The 26,704-nt window shown below is 71.4% G+C and carries 26 protein-coding genes, 1 pseudogene and 2 riboswitches; of the genes and pseudogenes, 16 read left to right on the forward strand and 11 right to left on the reverse strand.

What is annotated here, in order from left to right:
- Positions 1 to 11 precede the first annotated feature (11 nt).
- Positions 12 to 2,006, reverse strand: a complete 1,995-nt coding sequence (locus ATL40_RS11235; protein WP_169925950.1) for a thioesterase domain-containing protein — start codon at positions 2,004 to 2,006, stop codon at positions 12 to 14.
- A gap of 198 nt (positions 2,007 to 2,204) precedes the next feature.
- On the opposite strand from ATL40_RS11235, the gene ATL40_RS15040 reads away from it, so the two are divergent.
- The 3 genes from ATL40_RS15040 to ATL40_RS11250 are packed head-to-tail and all read left to right on the forward strand — an operon-like array spanning position 2,205 to position 3,779.
- Complete coding sequence (locus ATL40_RS15040; protein ID WP_169925951.1) at positions 2,205 to 2,486, forward strand: DUF3892 domain-containing protein; 282 nt, start codon at positions 2,205 to 2,207, stop codon at positions 2,484 to 2,486.
- Positions 2,487 to 2,526: 40 nt separating this feature from the next.
- Positions 2,527 to 3,315, forward strand: coding sequence for a hypothetical protein (locus tag ATL40_RS11245; protein ID WP_098469609.1), 789 nt, complete (start codon positions 2,527 to 2,529; stop codon positions 3,313 to 3,315).
- Complete coding sequence (locus ATL40_RS11250; protein ID WP_098469610.1) at positions 3,312 to 3,779, forward strand: hypothetical protein; 468 nt, start codon at positions 3,312 to 3,314, stop codon at positions 3,777 to 3,779. Before ATL40_RS11245 ends, ATL40_RS11250 begins: the two co-directional genes overlap by 4 nt.
- Positions 3,780 to 3,853: 74 nt before the next feature.
- Here ATL40_RS11250 and ATL40_RS15465 read toward each other — a convergent pair whose 3' ends face one another.
- Together ATL40_RS15465 and ATL40_RS15705 are read right to left on the reverse strand one after the other, a co-directional pair.
- Positions 3,854 to 4,156 (reverse strand): hypothetical protein, encoded by a 303-nt coding sequence (locus ATL40_RS15465; RefSeq protein ID WP_245867031.1) that lies wholly within the window; start codon positions 4,154 to 4,156, stop codon positions 3,854 to 3,856.
- Positions 4,157 to 4,321: 165 nt separating this feature from the next.
- A pseudogene (locus ATL40_RS15705) lies at positions 4,322 to 4,441 on the reverse strand (DUF2510 domain-containing protein); the annotation flags it as partial.
- Here ATL40_RS15705 and ATL40_RS15470 point away from each other — a divergent pair.
- The 5 genes from ATL40_RS15470 to ATL40_RS11280 all read left to right on the forward strand — a co-directional run bounded on the left by ATL40_RS15470 (position 4,430) and on the right by ATL40_RS11280 (position 6,302).
- The gene (locus tag ATL40_RS15470; protein WP_098469612.1) at positions 4,430 to 4,870 is read left to right on the forward strand and encodes a hypothetical protein; all 441 of its coding nucleotides are present in this window, start codon (positions 4,430 to 4,432) and stop codon (positions 4,868 to 4,870) included. The pseudogene ATL40_RS15705 and the gene ATL40_RS15470 overlap by 12 nt on opposite strands.
- 158 nt (positions 4,871 to 5,028) lie before the next feature.
- Positions 5,029 to 5,280 carry a ribbon-helix-helix domain-containing protein gene (locus tag ATL40_RS11265; protein ID WP_169925952.1) on the forward strand — a complete coding sequence of 84 codons (252 nt, stop codon included), beginning with the start codon at positions 5,029 to 5,031 and terminating at the stop codon, positions 5,278 to 5,280.
- Entirely contained in the window at positions 5,277 to 5,666 is a 390-nt protein-coding gene (locus tag ATL40_RS11270) for a type II toxin-antitoxin system PemK/MazF family toxin (protein WP_281254900.1), read from the forward strand. The genes ATL40_RS11265 and ATL40_RS11270 overlap by 4 nt, the downstream gene beginning before the upstream one ends.
- Before the next feature lie 61 nt (positions 5,667 to 5,727).
- A complete protein-coding gene (locus tag ATL40_RS11275) occupies positions 5,728 to 5,931 on the forward strand; it encodes a ribbon-helix-helix protein, CopG family (protein ID WP_098469614.1) in 204 nt (67 codons plus the stop codon).
- The gene (locus ATL40_RS11280) at positions 5,928 to 6,302 is read left to right on the forward strand and encodes a type II toxin-antitoxin system death-on-curing family toxin (protein ID WP_098469615.1); all 375 of its coding nucleotides are present in this window, start codon (positions 5,928 to 5,930) and stop codon (positions 6,300 to 6,302) included. The genes ATL40_RS11275 and ATL40_RS11280 overlap by 4 nt, the downstream gene beginning before the upstream one ends.
- A 43-nt stretch (positions 6,303 to 6,345) precedes the next feature.
- Here the strand turns inward: ATL40_RS11280 and ATL40_RS11285 are convergent, their stop codons facing one another.
- The 4 genes from ATL40_RS11285 to ATL40_RS11295 form a co-directional block, all read right to left on the reverse strand.
- Complete coding sequence (locus ATL40_RS11285; protein ID WP_143556953.1) at positions 6,346 to 6,864, reverse strand: hypothetical protein; 519 nt, start codon at positions 6,862 to 6,864, stop codon at positions 6,346 to 6,348.
- A 410-nt stretch (positions 6,865 to 7,274) separates the two neighbouring features.
- Entirely contained in the window at positions 7,275 to 7,931 is a 657-nt protein-coding gene (locus tag ATL40_RS11290; protein ID WP_098469617.1) for a hypothetical protein, read from the reverse strand.
- 123 nt (positions 7,932 to 8,054) lie between these two features.
- Positions 8,055 to 8,180 carry a hypothetical protein gene (locus ATL40_RS15590; protein ID WP_281254901.1) on the reverse strand — a complete coding sequence of 42 codons (126 nt, stop codon included), beginning with the start codon at positions 8,178 to 8,180 and terminating at the stop codon, positions 8,055 to 8,057.
- 108 nt (positions 8,181 to 8,288) lie between these two features.
- Positions 8,289 to 9,917 carry an alpha/beta hydrolase gene (locus ATL40_RS11295; RefSeq protein WP_169925953.1) on the reverse strand — a complete coding sequence of 543 codons (1,629 nt, stop codon included), beginning with the start codon at positions 9,915 to 9,917 and terminating at the stop codon, positions 8,289 to 8,291.
- A 61-nt stretch (positions 9,918 to 9,978) separates the two neighbouring features.
- Here ATL40_RS11295 and ATL40_RS11300 point away from each other — a divergent pair, with 61 nt between their 5' ends.
- The 5 genes from ATL40_RS11300 to ATL40_RS11320 all read left to right on the forward strand — a co-directional run bounded on the left by ATL40_RS11300 (position 9,979) and on the right by ATL40_RS11320 (position 16,434).
- Entirely contained in the window at positions 9,979 to 10,428 is a 450-nt protein-coding gene (locus tag ATL40_RS11300; protein ID WP_245867035.1) for a helix-turn-helix domain-containing protein, read from the forward strand.
- Entirely contained in the window at positions 10,425 to 10,790 is a 366-nt protein-coding gene (locus ATL40_RS11305) for a HepT-like ribonuclease domain-containing protein (protein WP_245867038.1), read from the forward strand. The genes ATL40_RS11300 and ATL40_RS11305 overlap by 4 nt, the downstream gene beginning before the upstream one ends.
- Positions 10,791 to 11,004: 214 nt before the next feature.
- Positions 11,005 to 11,095: riboswitch (glycine riboswitch) on the forward strand.
- A riboswitch (glycine riboswitch) is annotated at positions 11,096 to 11,198 on the forward strand.
- Between the two features lie 60 nt (positions 11,199 to 11,258).
- Positions 11,259 to 12,473, forward strand: coding sequence for a glycine cleavage system aminomethyltransferase GcvT (gene gcvT, locus ATL40_RS11310; protein ID WP_098469620.1), 1,215 nt, complete (start codon positions 11,259 to 11,261; stop codon positions 12,471 to 12,473).
- Between the two features lie 4 nt (positions 12,474 to 12,477).
- A complete protein-coding gene (gene gcvP, locus ATL40_RS11315) occupies positions 12,478 to 15,360 on the forward strand; it encodes an aminomethyl-transferring glycine dehydrogenase (RefSeq protein ID WP_098469621.1) in 2,883 nt (960 codons plus the stop codon).
- 165 nt (positions 15,361 to 15,525) lie between these two features.
- A complete protein-coding gene (locus tag ATL40_RS11320; RefSeq protein ID WP_098469622.1) occupies positions 15,526 to 16,434 on the forward strand; it encodes a type IV toxin-antitoxin system AbiEi family antitoxin domain-containing protein in 909 nt (302 codons plus the stop codon).
- A 68-nt stretch (positions 16,435 to 16,502) separates the two neighbouring features.
- Here ATL40_RS11320 and ATL40_RS11325 read toward each other — a convergent pair whose 3' ends face one another.
- Positions 16,503 to 18,125 (reverse strand): DUF7059 domain-containing protein, encoded by a 1,623-nt coding sequence (locus ATL40_RS11325; RefSeq protein WP_098469623.1) that lies wholly within the window; start codon positions 18,123 to 18,125, stop codon positions 16,503 to 16,505.
- Positions 18,126 to 18,194: 69 nt separating this feature from the next.
- Between ATL40_RS11325 and ATL40_RS11330 the strand changes: the two genes are divergently transcribed.
- A complete protein-coding gene (locus ATL40_RS11330; protein WP_098469624.1) occupies positions 18,195 to 18,896 on the forward strand; it encodes a Crp/Fnr family transcriptional regulator in 702 nt (233 codons plus the stop codon).
- A 62-nt stretch (positions 18,897 to 18,958) separates the two neighbouring features.
- The gene (locus ATL40_RS11335) at positions 18,959 to 20,281 is read left to right on the forward strand and encodes an MFS transporter (protein WP_098469625.1); all 1,323 of its coding nucleotides are present in this window, start codon (positions 18,959 to 18,961) and stop codon (positions 20,279 to 20,281) included.
- A gap of 113 nt (positions 20,282 to 20,394) precedes the next feature.
- On the opposite strand, the gene ATL40_RS11340 is transcribed toward ATL40_RS11335, so the two are convergent.
- Complete coding sequence (locus tag ATL40_RS11340) at positions 20,395 to 21,783, reverse strand: M20/M25/M40 family metallo-hydrolase (protein WP_098469626.1); 1,389 nt, start codon at positions 21,781 to 21,783, stop codon at positions 20,395 to 20,397.
- Positions 21,780 to 23,348, reverse strand: coding sequence for an MFS transporter (locus ATL40_RS11345; RefSeq protein ID WP_211283111.1), 1,569 nt, complete (start codon positions 23,346 to 23,348; stop codon positions 21,780 to 21,782). The genes ATL40_RS11340 and ATL40_RS11345 overlap by 4 nt, the downstream gene beginning before the upstream one ends.
- A 169-nt stretch (positions 23,349 to 23,517) precedes the next feature.
- Here ATL40_RS11345 and ATL40_RS11350 point away from each other — a divergent pair, with 169 nt between their 5' ends.
- Positions 23,518 to 24,090 carry a hypothetical protein gene (locus ATL40_RS11350; RefSeq protein WP_098469627.1) on the forward strand — a complete coding sequence of 191 codons (573 nt, stop codon included), beginning with the start codon at positions 23,518 to 23,520 and terminating at the stop codon, positions 24,088 to 24,090.
- Between the two features lie 100 nt (positions 24,091 to 24,190).
- On the opposite strand, the gene ATL40_RS11355 is transcribed toward ATL40_RS11350, so the two are convergent.
- Complete coding sequence (locus ATL40_RS11355) at positions 24,191 to 26,503, reverse strand: sodium-translocating pyrophosphatase (protein WP_098469628.1); 2,313 nt, start codon at positions 26,501 to 26,503, stop codon at positions 24,191 to 24,193.
- Positions 26,504 to 26,704 lie beyond the last annotated feature (201 nt).

Consider the following 26,704-nt stretch of genomic DNA (forward strand, 5'->3'; position numbering starts at 1 on the left):
GCTCCACCACCTCACCGCGCTTGGCCACCGGCCATCCCTTCGTCCGTTGTGCTGCTGATCCTCATGGTTCCCACTGACATTCCGGCTACGAGACCCGCCGCCACCGCGTTCATCCGGAGCAGTTCCTCGCGGGCCTCGATCCGCCGCCGTTCGATTGCGAGCGACGCCTCGTGCAACTCCTGGGCCTGATCCGGTGCGAGCACCGGGATCTGCCAGGCCCGCCATCGCTTGTCCTGCGCACCGGCCGCGTGGACGGCATGGACCACGGCGCCGCCCGCCACTCCCTTGCCCGGCACCGGTCGAAGCACCCTGGCCGGGGCGAGGACCACATGGCCGCCCGCCACATCGAGCACTGCGGCCGGGCGCGGCGCCGTCGCGATGATCACGTCGCCCGGTTCCGTCAGGCGCGCAGCGGGCATCCGCTGCCCGAGTTCCGCCGCGGTGGTCCGCAGTGACTCCGACTGATCGAGCACGCCCGCCGCGACGTCCGCGGCCGAGACCAGGCCGATGCCGCCGCCCTCCACCAGGCCGAGCCGCTCCGGGCGCCGGTTGCCCGGGAATGCACGCAGAGCACCCCGGGCCACCAGGTCGGCGACGCTCACTTCCCGGGCGGCTGCGCCGTCGTGCGCCTCCACCCGTAGCGGCAGTGCCTCCTGCCCCTCGCGGTGCGTGGCACGTACCAATTCGCCCACCTCGGCCACCCGGTCCCGGTTGGCACCGGCGCGGGAGACCGAGCGGTCCGGCAGGCCGGCCAGCAGGTCGCCGCCCTTGGCGAGCAGGCGCGAGGTGAGCACCACCCGAGAGCGGGCGAACGCGTGCCGCGCCATGGACTCCAGTCCCTCCACGGCGGCGAGCACGTCCGTGACCAGGTCGTTCACCACCCCGTACGGCAGCGTGCCACCAGGGGCCGCGAGCGGGCCAAGGTCCACCAGGGTGGTGCGGCGTTTCGCCAGCGGCATGCCGTCCATCGGGTCGCCGAGCACCCAGATCGCACTGATCTCCCGGGACCGGCCCGGCACCCACCCGGCCGGCGTGCGGGCGATGGCCCGTACCCGACCGCTTCTCAGGAGGTCGGCGCGCACGGAGTCCGCTGCGCCGTCGAGCCGCGCGACAAGCGCCGACGCGCGGCCCAGGACCACGGCACGGCTACCCTCGGGCAGGCTCAGAGCGATCCGCTCCGCGGCGGTCAGGGCCTCCTCCGGATCCGCCACGCCCGTGAGGTCACTAACCGTGAGCTCGCCGGGCTCGGGATCCCCCTCCGGCAGCTCACGAAGCAGCCACCCATGCGCGAGGAGTCGACGGCGTAGCCGTCGGGCCGCTCGACCCTCACCCAGGGGCGGGGTACTGAGCTCCGGAAGGTCCCAACCGCCGGCAGCGGCTGGCATCGCGGCCGGGAGGGCCCCCTCTGCGGGGAACGAATCGTGGAATCGTGCCGCCGCACCCGGCTCCCACTCGGCCAGGGCAAGCGCCAGGCGGGTGACGGTCTCCGCGGCGGCGGTGGCCAGCTCTGGTGAGGGATGCGAGCGGCGCCGCCGGACCTCCAGTGCCGCTCCGGCGTCGGGCACGGCATCGAGCATGGTGGCCACGAGGTTCGCCACCGCACCGGCGCTGCCGCCGAGGGCGAGGATCTCGGAGGTGAGGCTCCGGTCGTCGGGGTCGATGTCGTCGGCGAGGGAGTGCACACCCGCGGCGCCGAGGCTGCCCAGGGCCTCACCGCTCAGTCGGGCCAGGACGAGAAGCGCCTCCACGCCGTCGTCCACGATCTGCGCATTGAGGCCACGGACCACGAGCTCACCGTGCAGGGCGAGCACGGGGCCGACGCGGTCGGGCAGGCGGTCGGTGTGAGCGAGCCAGGCCTGGAGATCGTGCGAGGTCACGCGGTCTCCTTCCGGGAAAGGGTGAGGGCTCCCGGCGTAGCGGGAGCGCCACATCGAGATGAGGGGGCGCTGCACATCGAGGGCGCGAGCGATGTCGCTCGCGGCGAGCTCGATGTGGGGCGCGGTCATGGGGTGAGCCTATGGGAGCACCCAGTAGTTGCGCTCTACACCGTGCGTTATCTCCCCTTATCAGGGTTCGCATGGTCTTCGCTCTCCAGAGTCGGCACCATCGCTGTCACGCTCGGCGGTCGCTGCACCGGCCGCCGGGCGCATCCATCCCGAACCTGCCGGAACCCGGTCCGGCGCCGCATACCTGGAGGACTTCCCGTGAACACCATCGAGCGGGTACGTATGAGCGAACCCGGTTCCACGTGCGAACACATCACCTACGTGCGCTTCCGGCCCGCCGGCGGCGGCACCACGCGGTTCGCGAGCCGAGAACAGGTGCACGCCTGGATCCAACAGGGCCGGAGCTTCCGCACCGAGCACCCCGTCACCGGTGCAAGCGCCCAGGTCGACGCCCGGGTCAGCCCGGCGGGAACGCGGTACATCGCGACAGTCGCCAACGGCCGCGAGACGGACAACCTCCTCACCCTCCCGTACTTCTGAGTGCACGCCACCCCACCCTGAGACGAACGGAGCCACCACCGTGTCCATCCCCACCCGCGGCAGCCTGCGAGGCCGTGCCGCCTTCGCCACCCTCGGCGCCTCACTCGCACTCGTCCTCGCCGGATGCTCCTCGGAAGCGTTGACCGACGCCCTTGAGAGCGCCTCGGAGACCGAGTCCACGGAGGTCACCGAGGAGGTCACCAAGGACGAGACCACGCCCGAGCCGACGCAGGAGGCCACCTCCGAGCCCACGCAGGAGGCCACCACCCCCGAGCCGACTCCTACGCCGGAGCCGGAACCCACCGAGGATCCGAACGACTTCGAACCTGTGACGCACACCGGCGTGGGCGCGGGTGTCGTCGCCATGCCCGAGGGCTCCGACATCGGCATTGTCACCGCCACGCACGAGGGCTCGAGCAACTTCGCTCTCTGGAGCCTGGACGGGGACAACAACCAGGTGGACCTGCTGGTCAACACCATCGGCGCGTACTCCGGAACCACGCCGTGGGGACTGACCTACGACACCGAGGCCAGCTCCATCCAGGTGGAGGCTGACGGGCCATGGTCGATCACCTTCGAACCGCTGCTCTCGGCCGCCGAGCTGGTCATGCCGCGCAGCGGCACCGGGGACAGCGTGCTGCTCTACCGTGGCGCCGCCGCGACGCCCACGTTCACCCACAGCGGCGAGAGCAACTTTGCGGTCTGGAGCTACGGCGACCAGCGGGACCTGCTGATCAACGAGATCGGCGCGTACTCCGGCACGCACGCGATCACGTCCGGCCCCGCCGTCATCGTCATCACCGCCGACGGCGACTGGAGCGTGGAGTGAGTGTCGCGCGGGGCTGGGCAGCGACGTTTCTGCTCACCGCGCTGATGGCAGGCTGCTCGGCCGCGGAGGAGGCTCCGGCGGAGGTTGACGCAGGCGGGGAGGACCTCGGGGCGCCAGCAGGTGCGAGCGCCGAGCCTACGCCCGAGGACCCGCCCACCATGTCAGCGACGCCATCCCCCACCCCGACGAGCACCCCGACCCCCACGGCGAGCCCGGAGCCAAGCGACACGGCGCCGACCGAGGAGCCCCTGTCCGAGGACGACATGGTCGCCCTTCAGGCATACGGCCTGGCCACGGCCCTCCTGGAACGCCCAGCGGACGTCGTCGAGGACCTGTGCGCGACATTCGTCGCCGTGGGCCCGGAGGAGATTACCGTGGCCATTAACACGGACATGGCAGCAGACGAGCGCTACCCCGTGGCGGCGGTGGAGCGTGCCTTCACCGTCGTGTGCGAGCTCGGGTAGTGGGACGGGAGCGCCCCTCCACACGCCGCGCCGTTGGTCACCTTCGACACCTTGTGAGGGTGCTCGAGGGCCTGTCAGCGCTCGATGGAACCCGCCCTCCTCGAGGGGAGGATCGCGGGCGGCAGTTGAGCGGCGAGCGCGAGGGTCAGATCTCGAACGCCCAGCGTGGTCGCCATCCCAGGGTGCGACTCAAGCATCGACCGAATACGGGCAATGCCCTCACTCTCGCCGACCGACGCGATCCTGGCTTGCGCCTCCAAGATGTGCACGTCCGCATCGCGGATCTCAGCCGTAACCAGGACGTCCCAGAGCTGGGCGGAGAGCGCGGTCGAGGTTGCCCAACCCTGGAAGCACTGCTGCCACTCCTCACTGGTCATGACCGGGCGAGCCTGCGGTGTCGCAGGCGGAGCAGCACCCGGCTGCCACTGGGCCGCACCGCGCCCATGACCGTGGGTATGGGAGGTCCATGCACCTCCGTCCCAGTACCTGAGGTGGGCAGCGCCCCAGGGGTCTGGGTGCCAGCCCGCGGGCGGCGATGCTGGCCGCGCCTGCGCCACGCGGTCCGTCCACGCCGAGCCATCCCAATACCGGAGCTGCGAGCCGTCGTGCGTAGTGGGGTACCAGCCGGGCGACGCCTGCGTCGCGCCGGCGTGCTGCCGCATGCGGGCATCCTCTGCAGCGCGCTGCGCCTCTGCACGTTCGCGGGCTTGCTCACGGCGAATCTCCCGGCGCTCCAGGCGCGCTTCACGAGCCTCACGCTTCTCGCGCTTCTCCCGTGCCTTGGCCTCGCGCTCTTCACGCTCGCGCTGCTCTTGAAGCGCGCGGATGCTCTCTTGCTCGAGCCGTTTCTTCTCACCACGGTTAGCCAGGAACGCACCGACACCGACCGCGCCAGCGATGGCGAGCCCACCTACCACGACGGCTGCCTCGATGCCGCTGCTGTCGGGCTCGAGGGGGCGGTCGTCTCCCGCACTGAAGTACTGGGGCTCGCTGCCATCAGGATCGAACTCCTGGAGATCGAGATGCCCCGCGATCCTGCGTCCACCCGCATCTCGGAAATAGCCGCGCACACCTTCGGAGCTATCCGCTGACGATGCCAACTCGGCACCGTCCGGGACGTCAGCACTGAAGTATTTCCTCACCATGGTGCCCCTTGGAGTCTTCGCGAATGGCGTGTTGCAGAGACCCTAGCCACGATCAACGCATCCCACCAGAGCAGGCGGGCGGTATGACACGGTATGATCCGGGCATGAAGGTCGCCATCTCGCTGCCGGACGAGGCACTGCGTCGCATCGACGACGCCGCAGCCGCGCTCGGGCAGAACCGCTCGGAGTTCTTCCGCACCGCAGGGCTGAAGTACGCCGTCGAGGTGGAGGCGGGTGCGCTCACGCATCGGATCGACCAGCACCTCGCACGCCTCGACGGCGACACGCGGGACTCCTGGGTGACGGCCCGCTCCCGAGCGCACCTCGCGGAGACCGCCGAGGGCGAAGACTGGTGATCACGCGCGGCGGCATCCACTGGGTGGACAACATCCACTGGGTGGACTCGGGAGACACGACCCCGGGCGACCACCGCCCAGCCAAGCGCCGACCCGTCCTGGTGATCCAGGCTGATGCCTTCAACGCCTCGCGCCTGCCGACCGTCGTCGTCGTCGCAATCACCTCGAACCTCGCGCGGGCAGGCCTGCCCGGGAACGTGCTGCTGCCCGCCGCCGAGTCGGGGCTGCCGCGGGACAGCGTCATCGCGGTCACGGAGGCAGTGACCCTCAATCGTTACGAACTGGAGGACCCCGCCGCGGGGAGGATGCCGCCGCACCTGATGACGCAGGTCGACGCCGGGCTCGGGCTGGCGCTCGGACTGGCTCCCAGCGCACCCGCCGCCTGAGCCCCGTCGCCGCGACCATGCCGACGGTATCATCATGATACCAACCCGAGGGAGGCGCACCATGGCGATGACACTCAGGCTCGACGACGAGTCGCAGGCCGCGCTGGATCTGCTGGCCGAGCAGGACGGGATCAGCAAGCAGGAGGCAGTGCGCAGGGCGATCGTGGAAAGCGCCTCGCGCCGCCATCACCGCGCGACAGTCGCGGCGCTCGGAGAACGGGGGATCGAGCGCTACCGTGACCTGCTCGATCGGCTCGGCCAGTGACCGACTACCTCAGCGCCGAGGACCTCAACGACCTCGTGGATCTGCTCCACGTACGCCCGGTGCGGGACCTGGGCCTTCTGGCTGCGGCCGCCGATCGACCCGCGGCAACGTGGCGGGGCACCGCGGTGTACGGCGACGTCCACACCAAGGCCGCTGTGCTGATGGAGTCGATCGTGCGCAACCACCCACTCCTGGACGGGAACAAGCGTCTGGGGTGGCTCGCCGTCGTCGTCTTCTACGGCCTCAACGGTCTGGAACTCGACGCTCCGGACGACCCGGCGTACGACCTCGTGATCTCGGTCGCTGCCGGACATCGGCCCTACGACGAGGTCGCCGCCGAGCTGCAGCGCTGGGTCACGACCGCTCCCTGAGGGCCGCCCGCAGTCGCTTGGAGTCCGTCTCGCGGCCAGAGCCTCATGGGACGAGCACGACGGCGCGGTCGCGGACCGCGACGTCTCGGGAGTTGACCAGGTCGAGCGGAATCATCCCGGATTCCCCACCACCGGACCACTCCACCTCCCACGAAGAGGACACTGTCAGTGCGTAGACGCCCGCGGGCTGCTCGTAGCTCGTACGCTCCCAGGCCACTGAGCAGATCCCCGCACCCTCCAGGGCACGCTGCTCGGTCGCAAGCTGATCGGCAGTGCACGCCACCGACGGTGTGCCGTCGCCAGCGTCCACCATCACCTCAACGAGGCTGGCCGTCGCCGTGACCGTCACCCCACCCGCCGATGCCGAGGCTGAGTTCGGACCCGTGGTCTGCGGGCCGGCGTCCGCAGCGAACACCTGGTTCGGCATCCGGATCAAGATGTTCGGATCCGCGTTGTCCGGCTCCGGCGCCATACCGATCTCAACAGCACGCAACTCCATCGAATCCACCGCGCGCTGCGCCAGGACTGCCGGCGAGGGCGGGGTCTCCGCAACTGGGGCCACGGGGAGTCAGATCAGCCTCGAGACACCGCTGACTGTCTGTTCCGGACCACCCAAATAGCACCGGAATGTCCCGCCGCTACCGTCGCCCTCAAGAGTGACGGGCGCCGGGTCGACATAGCATTGCTCGCTCGACACCCACACGAGGCCATTCACTTCACAGGGAACCTCGACACGAGTGACGGGCGAGACGCACACGCGGGGTTCATCGGGTGAGCCACCGCCAGCATTGCGATCTTCGTCGCCCTCGTCCACGATCGGATGAATCGTGTCGCCGCCCGAGCCGCCTACACCGACGTCCACGTCACAAGCTCCCAGGCGGCAATCAGTCTCGGGATCTGCCGTGGCCGCAGGCCCATGTGCGACCAGGAACGCGAGCATCAGCGAGACGGCGGCTGCGCGTGGGCGGCCTCTCAGCATTCGCGCTCACCTGAGTCCAGCCCACCATCGATCACCCACGCGGTGCCGTCAAATACCACGGGATCGCGTAGCTCGTACGTCAGGCCAGTGGACGGGTTACCTTCGCCGTCGTCGTCGACGAACACCACACCCGTTGAATCAACGCATGAAGCGAGAATGACTGTCGCCCCGTCGCCGTCCAGGACGACGGACTCCGCGACCGTGTCCCAAATGCGCGGTGTACCTTCCATGTGCAGCCCAGCTTCCCTCACGCGTCCCATCAGAGACCACACCTGATCTGCAGCGTCTCCGCTGTACATCTCCATCAGACGAGTAGCAGCTGAGTCGTCTTGGAAACCCGCCTGCGCCTGTCGGACGTACGCGTCATTCGCTTCTGCATAGAACGCCTCGGCCTCATCGATGAGGGCCTGCTCCTCCGCCGTCCACTCGGAGGTCTCCGTCTCGGTCGAGGTGGGCTCCGCCGTCGTCTCCGGTTCTGCCGGTTCCGTGGTCGCAGGCGCTGCCGGGGTAGCCTCGGCCGCGCTGGCCGCGGGGTCGGCGCCCTCGGCGTCGCCACCGCCGTCCGAACAAGCAGCCAGAGCGCCGACGGACACCAAGACCGCCGCCGATGTGGTCGCAATCCGCAGGCCGCGGCCCGTCCATCCCTGCATGGTTGTCCCCTCCCGCGCGTTGACGCCACGCTATGGGAACCATCGAGACCGTGGGGGAAACGAGTTCGCCCCCTGTGGAGAACCGAGCGACCGAATCGCACGGACCGCGCGACAGATCGGGCATCACGCGTCGTCGCGGGGAGGCTCGCTCAGGGAGGTGAGGCCCTCGCTCAGGGAGGTGGACTTGCCCGACTGCGCATCCCGATCCACACCCTCAACCCCGTGACCAGCGAGGATGCGGCTGCGCACGGAGAAGAGAGAGCGGTGCTTCCTCCCTGAGCGAGGGGTCGACCTCCCTCAGCGAGGCTCGGCGCCGGAGGTCCGTTCTCACGGCACTTTCCCGTCCCGCCCACAGACTCACGTGCAGACGGCGCCCTCCGCGGGCAACTCCCCCGTCACCAGGTACTCGTCCACGGCGACATCCACGCACGCAGACCGGCCGCCGTAGATCGCGTGACCGTCGCCGTCGTAGGTGAGCAGGCGGGCGGAGGTCAACTGATCCGCCAGCGACACCGACCACGCGTACGGCGTCGCGGGGTCGCCGATGCTCCCGATGATGAGGATCGGCGCGGCGCCCTCCCCCGAGACCGGACCGCGCTCCGCGGTCGGATTGGAGGGCCACGCGACGCAGGAGGCCTCGGCCAGCGAGCCGGCGCCGAACACCGGCGAGGCCTCCGCCAACTCCAGGCTGTGCTGCACGACCTCCGCGAACGTGGACGTCACCGGGTAGTCGCTGCAGTCCACGGCCGTGAACCACAGGGCCCAGTTCGGATCGTCCGAGGCGAGGTCGCCGGGAGAGGCGGCATCGCCGTCGTCCCCCGATTCGTCGTCCAGCTCGCTCTCGTCCCAGTCGAGATCCCCCACCTCGAGATCCTCCAAACCCTCGGGGTCCCCGAGCAGCGCGGTCAGGTCCTCGGTGACCACCGGCCACAATTCGGGTGAGTACAGCGAGTCGCTGAGTTCGGCGATCAGGTCGGCCCCGGTGAGGTCGTCCTCGTCCACCGCCGACTCGTCCAGCTCGGCCGCGATCTCCTCGATCTCGGCGGTCGCGGCCGCGGGGTCGGCATCGAGCGGGCAGCCCTCCTGTTCGTGGCACTCGGCGAGATAGCGGGCGAACGCGGCGTCGAACGCCTCGACCTGCTCACGCTGCAACGTCTCGTAGTCCAGCGCTGGGTCCACCGCGGAGTCCAGCACCATCCGCCCCACCCGCTCGGGGTAGCGGTCGGCGTACAGTGCGCCCAGCAGCGTGCCGTAGGAGTAGCCCAGGTAGTTCAGGGTGTCCTCGCCGAGCAGGCCGCGCAGGGCCTCCATGTCCTGCACCACCTCGTCACTGCCGACGAAGTCCAGGAGCGCGCCCGAACGCTCGTGACACAGCGCCGCGAGCTGTTGGTAGGCGGCGCGCAGGGTCTGCACCCCGAGTTCGGTGGTCAGGTCCACGTCCACGGCGGTCGGATCGTCCTGCCCCTCCCGCAGGCACACCACCGAGGTGGACGCCCCCACGCCGCGCGGGTCGAAGCCGACGATGTCGTACCGGTCCCGCACGTCCGGGTCCATCACGTACTCGGCGGACTCCACGAACTCCACCCCCGACTCGCCCGGCCCGCCCGGGTTCACCAACAGGGAGCCGAGCGCGTCTCCAGAGGCGGGCAGGCGCTTCAGCGCGATCTCGACCTGGGAACCCTCGGGGTCGGCGTAGTCCAGCGGGAGGAGCACGGTGGCGCACTCGAACCGGCCGCCGCAGTTCTCCCAGTCGATGCTGGTGGAACTCGGGCCCGCGAGCAGGTGCACATCCGTGCCCGAGCCGGCGGCGGCGGTGGGGGTCGCGGTCGGCTCCGCGGTGGTGGTCTCTGGCGCAGCCGAGGTGCCCGACGGCGCAGCCTCCTGGGTGCAGCCGGCCAGTCCCAGCGTGCTTGCCAGGGCGAGGGCCGCGAGCGCGCGGAGGGGCCGAGGGCGGTGCGGGGTGTGGGGCACACGTCGTCGGGGCACGGCTCCATTCTGCGGGAACGTCGCCATGACTGCCGCGATAGCGCGGCGCTATCATGGGTCCGTGGAGGCCACCGAGTTGCGCGAGCGCCGCCACCAGCGCGGCCTAACACAGCGCGCGCTCGCGAGGCTTGCCGACGTACCGCAGCCGAACATCGCGGCGTACGAGACCGGGCGCCGCCGCCCCGACCCGGCCACCTCGGCGCGCCTCGATCGAGCACTCCGCGCGCCAGCACTCGACTCCGTGCGCCGGTATCGTCACGAGCTCGAGCGCCTCGCGGAGGCGCGCCACCTCACGAACCTTCGCGTCTTCGGCTCCCTCGCCCGCGGCCAGGGCCACGCGGACTCCGACGTCGACCTCCTGGTCACCCCGTCCGCCGAAGCGTCCCTGTTCGACCTCGCCGGATTCCAGGACGAGGCCGCAGCACTCCTGGGCGTCCCCGTGGACGTGGTCTCCGACCGCGGCTCGGCGCCGTTCCAGGACCGCATCCGCGCCGAGGCCGTACCCCTGTGAGGACGCGCGACGACCACGACGACCGCGTGCCCGCCCTGTTGGCGGACATCGCGCGGTTCGGCCGATCGGCGGCCCGGGTGACCGCCCGCGGGACCGAGCGCTTCCATGATCCGGATGACGACGATCAGCGGCGCATCGCCCGCTCTCTCGCCGTCGACCTGTCGGCGGCCGCCGATCGCCTCCCGCAGCACGTGCGCGACGCCCATCCCGACGTGGACTGGCTCGGCATCCGCGCGGTGCGCAACTTCGTGGCGCACGACTACGACGGCACCGACGAGAACCTGCTGTGGCGGGTGGTCGCGGTCGAGTTCCCCCGAATCCTCGCGGCCCTCGGCCTCACCGAGTCCGACGGACCTCGCTGAGGACGGAGAATCCGTCGGCTCCGACGCCATCGCACGAACCCTCGACCCCGTGACCAGCGGCGATGCCGGGCGGCTACCGGGCAGTACGCGAATTCTCCGTCCTGGACGAGGCCGACACCGCCCAGCACGGCCCGGTCCCGGCCGGAGCGGACCCCACCGGGCTAGACTCACACCCGAGCGTCACCCACAACCGCATACCGTGCATCACCGGCCACATCGCCGCGCGGGAGAGCCCGGGTCCGTCCCGGCACCGAAGGAGCAAGCGCCCCGCCAACCTCTCAGGTCCCCCGTACCGCGCGTCGAGGCCACTCTGGAAAGCAGTCGATTCCGTGTCGGCTCGCCCACGGTGTAACCCGCCCCGCCACGCGCAGGGCGGCGAATCTCTCAGGCACCCATGACAGAGGGGGAGTCCGACCCTACGGACGGCGCCAACCGGCCCGCCCGCTCGGCCCCACGAGAGGACTCCGCATGTCCACCGACGACCTCCAGCACACCGCCCTGCACGCCGCGCACGTCGCGGCCGGCGCCACGATGGTCCCCTTCGCCGGCTGGTCCATGCCGGTGAAGTACACCTCCGACGTGGCCGAGCACACCGCCTCCCGCACCGCCGCGGGCCTCTTCGACATCTCCCACATGGCGCAGATCTCCGTGACCGGCGCGGACGCCGCCGCCTTCCTCGACCACGCGCTGGCGGGCCGAATGAGTGCCCTGGCGCCGCTGCAGTCGAAGTACACGATGATGCTGACCGAGCAGGGCGGGATCGTGGACGACCTCATCGTCACCCACGCCGCCACGCCGGCCGAGGCAGCCGAGCACCAGAGCGCTGACCACACCGCACCGCAGCACTACCTCGTGGTCGCCAACGCCGCGAACCGCGACGCCGTCCTGACCGGCCTGGCGCAGCGCGTCGAGCACTTCCACGTGACCGTGACCGACACCCACCGCGCCCTCATCGCCGTGCAGGGCCCGGCCGCGCAGGCGATCCTCGAGGCCCTCGGCGAGCGTCTGACGCTCTCCGAGCAGGCCCTCGACAAGGAGGGCAACCCCGTCACGCTGGCCACGGTGCGCTACTACCGCACCGCCCCCGGCACCTTCGACGGCGAGCCGCTCACCCTCTCCCGCACCGGCTACACCGGGGAGGACGGCTTCGAGCTCTCCATCGACCCGGCCCACGCCGTCGCCCTGTGGGAGGCCCTGCTCGAGGTCGGCGAGCCGCTCGGGCTGGTCCGCGCCGGCCTCGCCGCACGCGACACCCTGCGCCTGGAGGCCGGGATGCCGCTGTACGGGCACGAGCTGACCACCGAGACCCTGCCCGCCCAGGCTGGCCTGGGCCGTGTGGTGGTGACCGCCAAGGAGGAGTTCGTGGGCCGCGAGGCCACCCTGGCCGGCCCCGCCGCCGACGCCCCCGTGCTCGTGGGCCTGGCGATGACCGGCCGCCGGGCCGGCCGCGCCGGCTACCCGGTGCTCCACCCCACCGAGCACACCTCCGACGGCGCATCCCTCGTGGTCGGCGAGGTCACCTCGGGCGTCCTCTCCCCCACTCTCGGGCACCCGATCGCGATGGCCTACGTCCGCCCGGACCTGGCCGCCGAGGGCACCGAACTCGCCATCGACGTGCGCGGCACCGCGCTGCCCGCCACCGTCGTCGCCCTGCCGTTCTACCGCCGCAGCAAGGAGTCCTGAGCACGTGAGCACCTCGTTCGCCCGCCGTCACATCGGCACCACCCCGGCCGACCAGGCCACGATGCTCCAGGCGGTGGGCCACCCCACGCTGGACTCCCTCATGGACGCCGCGATCCCCCCGGCCGTCGCCTCCTCCTTCTCCCCCAGCACCGACGGCAGCGGCGCCCTGCCCGAGGCTGCCACCGAGGCCGAGACCCTCGCCGAGCTGCGCACCCTGGCCGACGCGAACACGCTCACCACCTCGCTGATCGGCCTGGGGTACTACGGCACGCACACCCCCAGCGTGATCCAGCGCAACGTGTTCGAGAACCCCTCCTGGTACACCGCCTACACGCCGTACCAGCCGGAGATCAGCCAGGGCCGCTTGGAGGCGCTGATCAACTTCCAGACGATGGTCGAGGACCTCACGGGCCTGGCGATCGCGAACTCCTCGATGCTGGACGAGGCGACGGCCGTGGTCGAGGGAATGCTGCTGGCCCGCCGCGCCTCCAAGGCGAAGTCCCGCACCTTCCTCGTGGATGAGGACGTGCTGCCGCAGACCCGCCGGCTGCTGGAGCACCGCGCCGAGGCCACCGGCATCCGGTTGGCGTTCGCGGATCTCGCCGCCGCAGGTTCCACGCTGCCGGTGACGGACGACGGCGAGGGCTACTTCGGCGCGTTCGTGCAGTACCCGGGGGCCTCGGGCCGCGTCTGGGACCCGAGCGGGATCCTGGCCGCCGTGACCGCGGCGGGCGGCATCGCCGTCGTCGGGGCCGATCTGCTGGCCCTCACCCTCCTCAAGGCGCCGGGCGAGCTCGGGGCGGACGTCGCCGTCGGCACCAGTCAGCGCTTCGGCGTGCCGATGGGCTTCGGCGGCCCGCACGCCGGGTACATGGCGGTGCGCAAGGGGCTGGAGCGGCAGTTGCCCGGCCGGCTGGTCGGGGTCTCCAAGGACGCCGACGGCGCCCCCGCCTACCGCCTCGCGCTGCAGACCCGCGAGCAGCACATCCGCCGCGAGAAGGCGACCTCCAACATCTGCACCGCGCAGGTGCTGCTGGCCGTCATGGCCTCGATGTATGCCGTCTACCACGGGCCGGACGGCCTGAAGCGGATCGCCCGGCGGGTGCACGACGCCGCAGCCTCCCTGGCCACCGCCCTCACCGGGGCGGGGCTCACCCTGGAGCACGAGTCCTTCTTCGACACGGTGCGCGTGACGGGCCTGGACGCCCAGGCGGCGTGGGACCGGTTGCGGGCCGCGGGCTACACCGCGCACCTGGTCGACGCCGAGACGCTGCAGGTCGCGGTGGACGAGACGACCACGCCCGCGGACCTCGCGCGGATCGCCACGGCCGTGGCGGGCACGGTGACGGACTCGCGGGAGGTGAGCGACGCCGTCGGGCACCTCCCGGAAACGCTGGCGCGAACCTCGGAGTACCTGACGCACTCCACCTTCCATCGCTATCACTCCGAGACCGCGATGATGCGCTACCTCAAGCGGCTCGCGGATGCGGACTACGGGCTGGACCGCGGGATGATCCCGCTCGGCTCGTGCACCATGAAGCTCAACGCCGCCACCGAGATGGCGGCCGTCTCCTGGCCCGAGTTCGCCGGGCTGCACCCCTTCGCCCCGGAGGCGGATTCGGCGGGGTACCGCACGCTCATCGCCGACCTGGAGGGCTGGCTGGCGGAGATCACCGGGTACGACGCCGTCTCCCTGCAGCCCAACGCCGGCTCCCAGGGCGAGCTCGCCGGGCTGCTCGCGATCCGCGGCTACCACCGGTCCCGGGGCGATGAGCAGCGCGAGGTGTGCCTCATCCCCTCCTCCGCGCACGGCACGAACGCCGCCTCGGCGGTGCTGGCTGGCATGCGCGTGGTCGTGGTGCGCTGCGACGAGGCCGGCAACGTGGACGTGGCGGACCTGCACGCCAAGATCGCCGAGCACGGTGAGGCCCTGGCGGCGCTGATGATCACCTACCCCTCCACGCACGGCGTGTACGAGCACGAGGTGCGCACCATCACCGACGCGGTGCACGCCGCGGGCGGGCAGGTGTACATCGACGGCGCGAACCTGAACGCGCTCGTGGGGTACGGGCGGTTCGGGGACGTGGGCGGCGACGTCTCGCACCTGAACCTGCACAAGACGTTCTGCATCCCGCACGGTGGCGGCGGACCGGGTGTGGGGCCGGTGGCGGCGAAGTCGCACCTCGCGCCGTACCTGCCGGGCGGTGGCGGGGTGCGCGAGCAGGTCTCCGAGGGCGCGGACCCGTTGGCGAACCCGATCTCGGCGGCGCCGTTCGGTTCCCCCTCGATCCTGCCGATCACCTGGGCGTACGTGCGGATGATGGGCGCGCAGGGGCTGCGGGAGGCCACCGGCGCCGCGGTGCTCGCGGCGAACTACGTGGCCGCGCGGCTGCGCTCGGCCTTCCCGGTGCTCTACACCGGCGACGGCGACCTGGTGGCGCACGAGTGCATCCTGGACCTGCGGCCGCTGAAGACCTCCTGGGGCGTGACGGTGGACGACGTGGCCAAGCGCCTGATCGACTACGGCTTCCACTCCCCCACCATGAGCTTCCCGGTGGCGGGCACCCTCATGGTGGAGCCGACCGAGTCGGAGGACCTGGGCGAGCTGGACCGGTTCGTGGAGGCGATGCTCGCGATCCACGCGGAGGCCGAGAAGGTGGGCGCCGGTGCGTGGCCGAAGGACGACAACCCGCTGGTGAACGCCCCGCACACGGCGGCGGCCGCGGTGGCCTCGGACTGGTCGCACCCGTACTCGCGGGAGACGGCCGTGTACCCGGTGCCCTCGCTGGTGCGCGGGAAGTACTGGACGCCGGTGCGCCGCGTGGACCAGGCGTTCGGCGACCGGAACCTGGTGTGCTCCTGCCCTCCCCCGGAGGCCTTCGCCTGACCTTTCGCGAGGTGGTTCTGCAGGCACCGCGAGGCAGTTCCGCAGGCACCGCGAGGTGGTTCTGCAGGTCGTCGCGCGCTGTCCACTGGGGTCTCGCCATCCGGGTTTTCCACACCTTGCGGAAGGGCCAGCCGCGTTCGGGCCAGGTTCCGCCACGATCCGTGCATGGACCTCATCAACGACGGCGAGCCCTTCCGATCCGGAGACGCGGCCGGTCTCGGCCTCACCCGATACCGCTGCGAGCGTCTGGTGCGCACCGGATCCTTGCGCCGCGTGGTACGCGGGGTCCTGGTCGACGGCGGTGTCCCCGACTCGCGCGAACTGCGCGCCAGGGCACTGGCGCTCGTGCTCCCACCCGACGCGATCGTCTCTGACCACTCGGCTGCGTGGATCTACGGGGTGGACACCTTTCCGCCGGGCGAGTTCCGCGAGATACGTCCGCATTGCCTCGTGCGCCACGGGAAGGGTCGACCTGCCGCCACCCGGGCGATCGTGCGGCAGACCACAGTGCCCGACCCCGACGTCGTCCTCATCGGCGGCATTCCGGTGACCTCACCCCTGCGGACCTGCGTGGACCTCCTTCGTCTGCAGTGGCGTCCGTACGCGCTCGCCGCCGGCGACGCCATGGTGCGCTCCGGCGTCGTCACCCCCGAGGACGTCGCGGTGAGCGTGTCGCAACTACGTCGGCTCCCCGGCACCAAGCAGGCGATGGAACTCGCCCCGCGCCTGAATCCGCTCGCCGAGAGTCACGGTGAGTCCTGGATGCGGTGCCGCATCCTCGACGCCGGCCTCCCGAACCCGGAGCTCCAGGTCCCCATGGTGGTCGACGGCGTGGAGCGCCGCCTGGATTCGTACTTCCGATCGCAGCGGGTCGCCGCCGAGTACGACGGCCGCGAGAACCACACCGATCGCCACGACGTGGCGTTCGATGACGAACGCCGAGCGGCCATCTCCCGTCGGCACAGCGTGGCGTTCGTCGTCGCGACGAGGGAGCGCATCTTCGGGGAGGACGACTCGTTCGAACGTGAGCTGGGCGAGAAGCTGGGCTGCGCCGTCCGCCCTCGCGAGTGGTGACCTGCAGAACCACCTCGCGGTGCCTGCAGAACCACCTCGCGGTGCCTGCAGAACCACCTCGCGGGGGGTCAGGCGGGGAGCAGCAGGCCGTCGGTGATCAGGCCCCGCACCTGCGGGACCAGTTCGGCGGCCAGGTCGTCGGCGGCGACCTCCAGGAGCGCCCCGAGCGCGCCGACGATCTGCCCACCGGTGAGTTCGCCGTCGCACGCCCCGACGAACGCCGACAGGGCCGTGTCACACCGCACGGTCCGCCCGAAACCGCCGCCGGCGCGCAGCAGGATCACCCGCGGCTGCGGTTCGCCCGGGGTGAAGTAGCGCTCGTCGGTGACGTCGGGCGCCACCCTCCAGCGCTCCTCCAGCACCGAGACATCCCTCGCATCCAGGTCCGCGAGGTGGTCCACGGCGGCGAGTACCTCACCGATCACCGGGCCGAGCGGCTGCCGCACCGCCCCGGTCGCCTCCTCGACCCGGCGCCACCGCTCGCGCGAGTGCCCGGCCGGCCGCCGCAGGGTGATGAACCCGAAGCCCACGGCCTCCACGCCGCGCTCGGCGAAGTCGCGCAGCCACGCCTCATAGGCATCGTCCCGGGCACGGACCTCCGCCTCGCCCCCACCCCGGCCGGTCCCCCCGTCGCGCAGCCACATCTCGGCGTACTCGGCCGGGTCGAGCACCTCGCGCTGCACCACCCAGCCGTCCAGGCCCGACTCCTCCAGCCAGCCGTGCAGGCGCTCGTCCCACTCCTGGCCCCGCACGTGTTCCCAGTTCCCGAGCAGCTGCGCCACCCCGCCGGGTTCGAGGTGCTCCCCGACACCGGCGACCAGCGCGTGCACGAGATCGTCGCCACGCCGACCACCGTCGCGGTAGGTGTACTCCGAGACCGCGCCAGAACGGGGTGTGATCACGAACGGCGGGTTGGAGACCACGAGGTCGAACCGCTCCGAGACCGGGTCGAACATCGAGCCGCGTCGCAGGTCCACCTCGACCCCGGCGAGCATCGCATTCATCCTGGCGAACTCGAGGGCTCGCGGCGAGACGTCGGTCGCGACCACGCGTCGGGCATGCTGGGCGGCGTGCAGGGCCTGGATGCCGCACCCGGTCCCGAGGTCGAGCACGCTGACATCGGGGCGCCGCACTGTCACCTGGGCGAGGGTGCGGGAGGCCCGGGAGACGCCGAGCACGTAGTCCTCGGGCAGCGCCCTCCCCCGCGCCCCGACCCCCAGGTCGGAGGCGATCCACCAGTCCCGGTCCCCGTCGGCCTCCTGTGAGGAATAGGCGAGCAGCCCGACGGCGCCACGCACCTCGTCGTCGTCCCCGGTGCCCTGGGCGGTGACCCAGCCGAGCGACGCGAGCGTCGAGACACCCGCCCGTGGGAAGGCAGCCTCCACCTGGGCGCGCGTCACCGGTTCACCGAGCCGGAACAGGCGAAGCATCACGCCCAGGGGGCTGGCCCCGACCTCGTGCGACTGACGGTCCTGGGCGTCAGCACCCCGGATGTCGGCGCCGCACCCGAGAGCAAGCCGCGCGGGTAGCAACTCCTCACGCTCGAGCGACTCCGCCGCCACCGGACCGAGCGCTGCGGCCACGCCGTCGAGCGTGTACCCACTGGCTTCGAGATCACCTCGAAGCGCACGTCGCAACGCTTCCGAATCGCTCTGATCCGCGTCGATTGCACCCAATTGTTTCCCTGTCATGCGATCCCCGATAGTCTGGAAGACGACTCGCGGATCGTACAGTCCGGTGTCAGGGGGTGACAGGCAGTGATGAGCGAACGCGCGCGGACCAGCGGGGAGAGCAGGGACCGCGCCACCGAACGCCTCAGGCTCATCCTGCAACGACTGGGGGACGACCCACTCGTGGACTTCCACCGGCTGGAGCGCACGCTCGAGATCGTGCACCTCGAACGCGGTGACGTGGTGGACGACCGGAACCTGACGCGCCCACCCGCGTACTTCGTGCACTCGGGCCTGGCGAAGACCCGCCTCGAGCGCGCGGGCGGCAGGCCCACACTGCGGTTCTACGGCGAGGGTGAGTTCATCACCGGTCACTCCTGCGCCGTCGCGATGCTCGAGAGCGTGGCCGCCGCCACCGAGCTCACGGAGACATTGCCCACCCTTGTGCTGGACGAGTTGCGCCCGAGGCCGTCCGACACCGTGGCAGTGGAGCCGAGCCTGCTGGTGCGCATCGATACCTGCGTCCTGGAGGAGCTCGCATCGGGGAGCCTGCCCTGGGCCCAGGTGGCGCGCGGACTGCTGTCGATCACCTATCTCCAGGTGTACAGCGACCTGCAACGACACGTCGCCACGCGACCCGAGGAGCGCTACCGCAACCTGGTGACGGACCGACCCGACCTGGTGCGTCGTCTGTCCCAACGGGAGATAGCGAGCCACCTCGGTATCACCGAGGTGTCCATGAGTCGCATCATCAAGCGTGTCAACCAGCGCGTGACCACTCCGCCGCGCTGAGTACCTCTCCCGTTCATCCGGGAGGTCTAGCCGCGGAGCCCGTCTGGCTCTACTGTCACGGGGTGGACCACGACGACGCACCATCGCCCGCCGAGCCCGAGGCGCCGGGGCTCGCCCACGAACCTGCGCCCCGCCGCGTGGTCCGGGCATGGGGCCTGTGGGACTGGGGACAGCAGACCTTCAACACGGTGATGCTGACCTTCGTCTTCTCGGTCTACATCACCGACGGCATCGCCGCCGACGTCGACTCCGGCTCGGCAGCCTTCTCCTCCGCCCAGACGATCGCCGGCATCGCGATCGCCTTGCTGTGCCCCCTCATGGGTGTGGCGGCTGACCGAGTCGGGCATCGCCGTCGACTCCTGGCCGTGTTCACGATGCTGCTGGCCGCCTCGATGGCCCTGCTCTTCCTCGCCGAACCCGAGGAGAGCTGGCTGCTGTTCGCCGTCACGATGATGGCGCTGGCCTCGGTGTTCTCCGAGATCGCGGGGGTCTTCTACAACGGGATGCTGCTGCAGATCGCCACCCCGGCGACCTTCGGACGGATCTCCGGCATGGGCTGGGGCCTGGGCTACCTCGGCGGACTGGTCGCGCTGGTCGCCTGCCTGTTCCTGTTCGTGCTGGACCCGGTGGTGCCGGAGACCGACGCGCTGAACCTGCGCGCCGTCGCCCTGTTCTGCGCGGCCTGGACGGCGATCTTCTGCCTCCCGTTGCTCATCGTCGGCCCCGACACCCCGCCCGCCCCGGGTACCGAGAAGTTCACCGTGGTCGGCGCGTACCGTGACATCGGCCGTCGGATCGCGAGCCTGTGGCGCACCCAGCGCAGCCTGCTGCACTTCTTCGTCGCCTCGGCCATCTACCGCGACGCGCTCGGCGCCGTCTTCGCCTTCGCCGGGATCATCGCGGCGGGTTCGTTCGGGTTCTCCACCCAGGAAGTGATCTACCTCGGCATCGCCGCGAACCTCGTGGCCGGCGCGTCCACCTGGCTCCTGGGGCGGTTGGATGACCGCCTCGGCCCGCACCGCCTGATCATCTGGGGCCTGGCGGTGATGATCGTGGCCGCGATCGCGGTGTTCGCGACCACCTCCTCCGCCGTCTTCTGGGCTGCGGCCATCATCATCTCGGCGTGCGTGGGGCCGGTGCAGTCCGCCTCCCGTTCCCTGCTGGCGCGCCTGACCCCGCACGGCAGCGAGAACGAGAACTTCGGGCTGTACGCCACCGCCGGGCGCGCGGTCTCCTTCCTCGCACCGTTCGCCTTCACGGTCGCGATCGGGATCGGCGGCGCACAGAAGGCCGGGATCCTGGGGATCGTGGCGGTGGCGCTCCTGGGCCTGGCGACGTTCTGGCCGCTGGCGCGCCGCGCTGCCGCGGCCCGGGCAGGGCGCTAGCGGACCTGCAGAACCACCTCGCGGTACCTGCAGAACCACCTCGCGGTACCTGCAGAACCACCTCGCGGGGTGTGGGGCGTGGCGGGGTGTGGGGCGGGGCGGGGTGTGGGGCGTCAGGGGCGCGGAGCGGTGAGCAGCGCGCGGTAGAACCGCACGCCTCGCCCGAGGCTCTCCACCTCCACGCGCTCGTCGTTGCCGTGCACGCTGTGGCGCTGGGAGGCCGACATCCGCAGCGGTGCGAACCGGTACACCGCATCGGTCAGCCCCGTCATGTGCCGCGCGTCGCTGGCGGCGAGCATCACGTAGGGCACCGCGACGGCCTCGGGGTAGGACTCCCCGATCGCCGCGACGATGGCGCGCCACCGCGGGTCGGCGCCCGAGGGGGAGACCGGCGAGGGCTCGCTGGACTCCTTCACACGCACCTCGATGCGCTTGCCCACGATGCGCCGCACCCGGGCCACCACCTCCTCGCAGGTGCTGCCGACCGCCACGCGCAGGTTCACGACGGCGAGGGCCCGGTTGGCCAGGACATTGTCACCGGGGCTGCCCTGCAGCCGGGTGATGGCCGAGGTGGTGCGGACCATGGCGTTCATCTCCACCCCGGCCAGGGGGAGCACCCGGGCCAGTAGCCGGCGCGCCCGGCCGGCGCGGGAGAGCACGAACCGCAGCGGTCCGCGCAGGTGCGGCGCCACGGTCTCGAACATCTCCACCGACACGTCGTTCACCGCGGCGGGGTGCGGGTGCCGCTCGAGCGTCACCAGCGCCTCGGCCAGCAGCCCCGAGGCGGTGTGGCGCGGCGGCGTGGAGGCGTGACCTCCGCCGGACTCGGCCGTCAGGGTCAGGGTCAGCACCCCCTTCTCCGAGGTGCCGACCACGGCCATCTCCCCCGCCAGGCCGGGGAAGGCGCCCGTGGCCACCGCGCCACCCTCGTCCAGCACCATCCAGGGCCGCACGCCGTCGGCCTGCAGCATCGCCGCGGCCTCCACCGCCGCGGAACCATAGGACTCCTCATCGGCCCCGAAGGAGAGGTACAGGTCGTGCTCGGGCTGCCACCCCTGCCCCAGCAGCGACTCCACGGCCTCGAGGATGACCACGAGCTCGCCCTTGTCGTCCAGTGCACCGCGGCCGAAGACCCAGCCGTCGCGGATCACGCCGTCGAACGGTGGGTGCTGCCAGCCCTCGGCCTGCCAGTCCTCGGGCGTGGGCACCACGTCCTGGTGCGCCATGAGCACCAGCGGGGCCTCGCTCGATTCCCCGGGCAGGTGCAGGAGCAGGCCCGCCCGCCCCGCGATCCGCACGCTCGCGGCCGCGGCGAACACCCGGGGGTACAACTCACGCAGCGCCGCGTGCAGGTCCGCGAAGGACGCGGCGACCTGCGGGCTCAGCGGCCCGGAATCGGGAGGCGTGATGGTCGCGATCCGGATCAACCGTGCCAGGTGCTCGGCGACATCCCCGTCGGAGGGGATGCCATCGGTGCGATTCGAGGCAGCGGGGGCGGTCATGCCGGTTCTCCTGTCGTCTGGGAGGGTGGGTCCGTGGGGATGCTCGACGGCGCGGCCGGGTCCGCGCCGGGCGCCCCCGTGACGTTGTGGCCGGGGGCCTCCGGCTCGTCGTGGGTGAAGGCTGCACCGGGCACGGTCATCAGGCAGACGGCGGCCACGATCGCGGCGCCACCGCAGATCAGCCAGACGGTGATGTAGCCCGAGAGCGACCCGGCCGTGGACTCACCGCCCGTGGTCATGGCCACGGCCCCCGTGGCCAAGGCGATCGCGAACGCGGAGGAGGCGAAGGAGCCTCCGATGGTCTTGGTGGTGTTCGTCAGTCCGGTGGCCACGCCGGTCTGGTGCGGTGGAGCACCCGCGGCCGCGGCGGCCGGCAGGGCCGCGACCAGCGCCCCCGAGCCGAGCCCGGCCACCACCATGCACACCAGGACCTGCACCAGGGTGTCGTGCAACGGGACCAGGGCCAGGTAGCCGGCCGCGACCACGAACGCGGCGCCGATCAGCGTGCGGCGCGGCGAGAAGAGCAGGGACACCCTGGCGAACAGACCCGCACCGACCAGCAGGGAGAACACGTACGCGCCGACCACGTAGGAGGCGCTCGCAGAATCCATCCCGAGCCCGTATCCGACCTCGGCGGGATCGGTGCGCACGAAGGTGGACAGCGGCACCTGGGCGCCGAGCACGCTGATCCCGAACAGCGCCGAGGTGAGGATGACCGGCCACATCGTGGGCCGCGCCACCAGGCGCATGTCCACCAGGGGGTCGGGGGACCGCAGTTCCACCCGGACGAAGAGCGCGAGCAGGAGGACCCCGATGAGGATCATCCCGAACACCCAGGCGGTGACGCCGGTCAGCCGCACCAGGGAGAGGCCACCCGTGATCGCGAGCAGTGCCAGGGTGAGCACCACGGTGCCGGGGGTGTCGATCGACCCGCCCGCGCGCGCCCCCGGGTCGGGCACGGCACGCCAGACCACCACGAGCGCGATGGTCACCATCAGCGCCGGCACGCACAGGGTGGCCCACAGCGGCAGCAGGGTTCCGAGCTGACCGGCCAGCAGCGCCCCGACGATGGCGCCGGCCTCGAGCGCCACCACGATCAGACCGGTGGCGCGGCGCGTGATGGCGGTGGAGTCGGGCCTCCCGCGCGCCCGGGAGTAGATGATCGAGACGTTCATCGGGAGCCACACCACGTAGAAGCCCTGCATCGCCCAGGCGAGCAAGAACAGCGGGAAGCTCGGGGCGAACGCGATCGCCCAACTCGCCAGCATCGTCACGATGAGGGAACCGATGAGCACCTTGCGGTGACCGACCATGTCGCCCAGTCGGGCGAGCACGGGCACGACGATCGCGGAGAGCAGCAACTGGGCGGCCTCGAACCAGTTCACATCGGCGTCGTGGATGCCGAGGTTGCGGGCGATGTCCGTCAGGAGGGGTGTGTAGTACCCCTGGATCACACCGGAGGTCCCCTCGACGATCACCAGGGCGCCCACGATGCCCCCGGCGAGAGTCAGGCGGGAGCGCGGGGAGGGGCCACTCTGCGCGGCGGATTCGTGCGAGGTCACCATGTGATGCTGCCACCCTCTCGTGCCATGTGCAGGTCAGGCGCGTGTCAAGAACGTTTCACAGCTGGTCGGCGCGACGTGGAGGATCGGAGCCCGGCCGCCGTGGGGCGAGGCGGGGCATGGGGAGTTCTCCCCATCGACGCCATCGCGAACCGCGCCTAGCGTCGCAGACATGTCAGTCACCGCGTACGTCCCAGGGTCCATTGCTCCGCAGCCCGTCCCGGCCCGGACTGCCCCGACCCGGATCGGGAACTCCCGTCCCCGGCTGCGACTGCTGCCCGCCCTGGCGCCGGAGAGCGAGCCCGAGGCCTCGCCGATCGACACGAACCTGGACCCGGCTGAGCTGCGGCTCGAACTCGACGCCGAGAAGTCCCGGCTCGAGCGGTTCGCCCGTCACGCGGGCCTGCTCGTCGGGATCCGCGGCGTCTGGGGCGCCACTCGGTGGCGAGCCTGCGAGGAGCGCCTCGATTGCGTGGTCCCGACGTTCGACATCCAGGTGGCCGGAGCGGCACCGACCGCGAGCGTCGCCGGCCGCATCGGCGCCCGCCTCGCGAGGGCCGGGTGGACGGGCGGTGTGCGCAGCACGAGCCCGCTCTTCCGGATGGATGCACGCCGCGAGGGCCACAGACTTCGTCTCCTCGCTCAGCACGACGTCATCACCTTCTCCGTAGCCGGGCCGCCGCTGGCGGTCGGTGCCGGCCGCGTGCGGGAGGTGCTCGACGGCGTGCACGAGGAAGACGAGTAGGTCGCCGGGGAGAGAGGGGGCCCGGCGCGCGCGGATCGCGGCCGACCACACGCTCGGCCGCGATCCGGGTCGATGCCGTCCCTCGCCCGCCCCGGCCTCCTCACCTGACGGAGGCACCGAGCGCGTCGCGTTCCGCACTGGCGGCCGCCTCCCGGTCCACGCGGGTCGCCCGGAGCCGGGACGCGAGCACCGCGCCACCGGCGACGAGCGCCGCAGCCACCGCCACCGCGATGCGCAGCATGTGGTTGGCGTCGGCGGGTGCGCTCATGGCCACGACGGCGGGTGCGATGAGCACGGCCACCAGGTTCATCACCTTGATCAGCGGGTTGATCGCCGGACCCGCGGTGTCCTTGAAGGGATCGCCGACCGTATCGCCGATGACGGCCGCCGCGTGCTCGGGGGAACCCTTCCCCCCGAACTCGCCGTCCTCCACGATCTTCTTGGCGTTGTCCCACGCACCGCCGGAGTTGGCCAGGAAGACAGCCATGAGCACACCGGCGCCGATCGCGCCGGCGAGGAACCCCGCGAGCGGCCCCACCCCGAGGCCGAAACCCACCGCGATCGGCGCGAACGCCGCCAGCAGGCCCGGCGTGGCCAGTTCCCGAAGCGAGTCCCGGGTGCAGATGTCCACCACGCGGCCGTACTCCGGGCGCTGCTTGCCGGTCATGATCCCGGGCATCTCGCGGAACTGGCGCCGCACCTCCAGCACGATCGCTCCGGCGGCGCGCGTCACGGCGTCCACCGCCAACCCGGAGAACAGGAACACGGTGGCGGCACCCAGGATCACCCCGACCAGGGTGATCGGGGAGATGATCGAGTAGTTCATCATCGCGGCGACCAGGCCGTCACCGGCGTCGGCCACACCGCCGGAGATGTCGGCCAAAGCATGGGAGACGGCGTCCGCGTAGGAGCCGAACAGCGCCGTCGCGGCCAGCACGGCGGTGGCGATCGCGATGCCCTTGGTGATCGCCTTGGTGGTGTTCCCCACCGCGTCGAGTTCCGTCAGGCCCGCGGCGCCCTGCTCGCTGACCTCCCCCGACATCTCCGCGATGCCCTGGGCGTTGTCGCTGACCGGCCCGAAGGTGTCCATCGCGACGATCACACCCACGGTGGTCAGCAGGCCGCAGCCGGCAACGGCGATGAGGAACAGGGACAGCCACACCGAACCCCCGGCGAGCAGGAACACGCCACAGATCGCGGCCGCGATCACCCCCGCGGTGTACACCGCGGACTCGAAGCCGACACCCACACCCGAGAGGACCACCGTGGCCGCACCCGTGCGGGTGGTGGCCGCGACATGGCGGGTGGGCCGCGTCGTCGTGCCCGTGTAGTAGCCGGTGATCGCCAGGATCACTGCGGCCAGCACCACACCGATGAGCACCGCGAGCGCCACGATCACGCGTGGGTCGCCGGAGACGTCCCCGATGTCGGCGGTGCCCTGCAGGTCGGCGAAGGAGGCCGGCAGGTAGGCGAAGGCGGCGATCCCGGCGAGCACCACGCCGGCCGCCGCGGAGAGCCCGAACCCGCGGTAGATGGCACGCAGCCCGTTCTCCCCGGCGCGCATCCGGGTGAGCCACACCCCCAGGACCGCAACGATCGCACCCACGGCCGTGACGATCAGCGGGAAGACCATGCCCTCCTCGCCGAGCGCCGCCCGCCCGAGAATGAGGGCGGCGACCAGGGTCACCGCATAGGACTCGAAGAGGTCCGCGGCCATCCCTGCGCAGTCGCCCACGTTGTCACCCACGTTGTCGGCGATCGTGGCGGCGTTGCGCGGGTCGTCCTCGGGAATACCCTGCTCCACCTTGCCCACCAGGTCGGCGCCGACGTCGGCCGCCTTGGTGAAGATGCCGCCGCCCACGCGCATGAACATCGCCAGCAGCGCCGCGCCGAATCCGAAGCCCTCGAGCACGGCGGGCGCCTCGATCCCGAACACGAGCACCACCCCGCAGGCGCCCAGGAGTCCGAGACCCACCACGCTCATCCCGACCACGCCCCCGGTGCGGAAGGCGATGCGTGCTCCCACCTGCGTGCCCCGGGGCTGGTCGGCCGCCGCTGCGACCCGCACGTTCGCCCGCACCGCCAGCCACATGCCGAGGTAGCCGATCGCCGCGCTGAACGCCGCCCCGAGCAGGAAGGCCACGGATCGACCGACCCGGATGCCGCCGTCGCCGGGGAGCAGGAACAGCAGCGCGAAGACGATCGCGGCGAACAGCGCAAGCGTGCGCAGCTGCCGGGACAGGTAGGCGGAGGCGCCCTCCTGCACGGCGCCGGCGATCTCCTGCATCCGGGGGGAACCCTCGGGCGCGGCGAGGACCTGGCGGCGCAGCACTCCGGCGATGACCAGGGCGATGAGGGCGAGCGCCGCGATCACGGCGACGATGGTGAGAGACGCGCTCCCGAGTTCTGGCATGAGTGTCCTCCTCGACACATCGCCGGACTCCTCCGGCACCGGGCGGCGTTGCCCGGTCCGAACACTCTAGGGGGTGCCCGTGCGCCACGCGTGTCCACATCCGGGACTTTCCCCCGCCTCCTTGCGTTTTCGCCGCCGGTGCGTTGCCATGGTGCAGCAAGGGGGACTCGATCGTGTGCGGCCGGGCGGTGCAGGGACGCT

It is taken from the genome of Serinibacter salmoneus (assembly GCF_002563925.1).
In the GTDB taxonomy this organism is placed as follows: Bacteria; Actinomycetota; Actinomycetes; order Actinomycetales; family Beutenbergiaceae; genus Serinibacter; species Serinibacter salmoneus.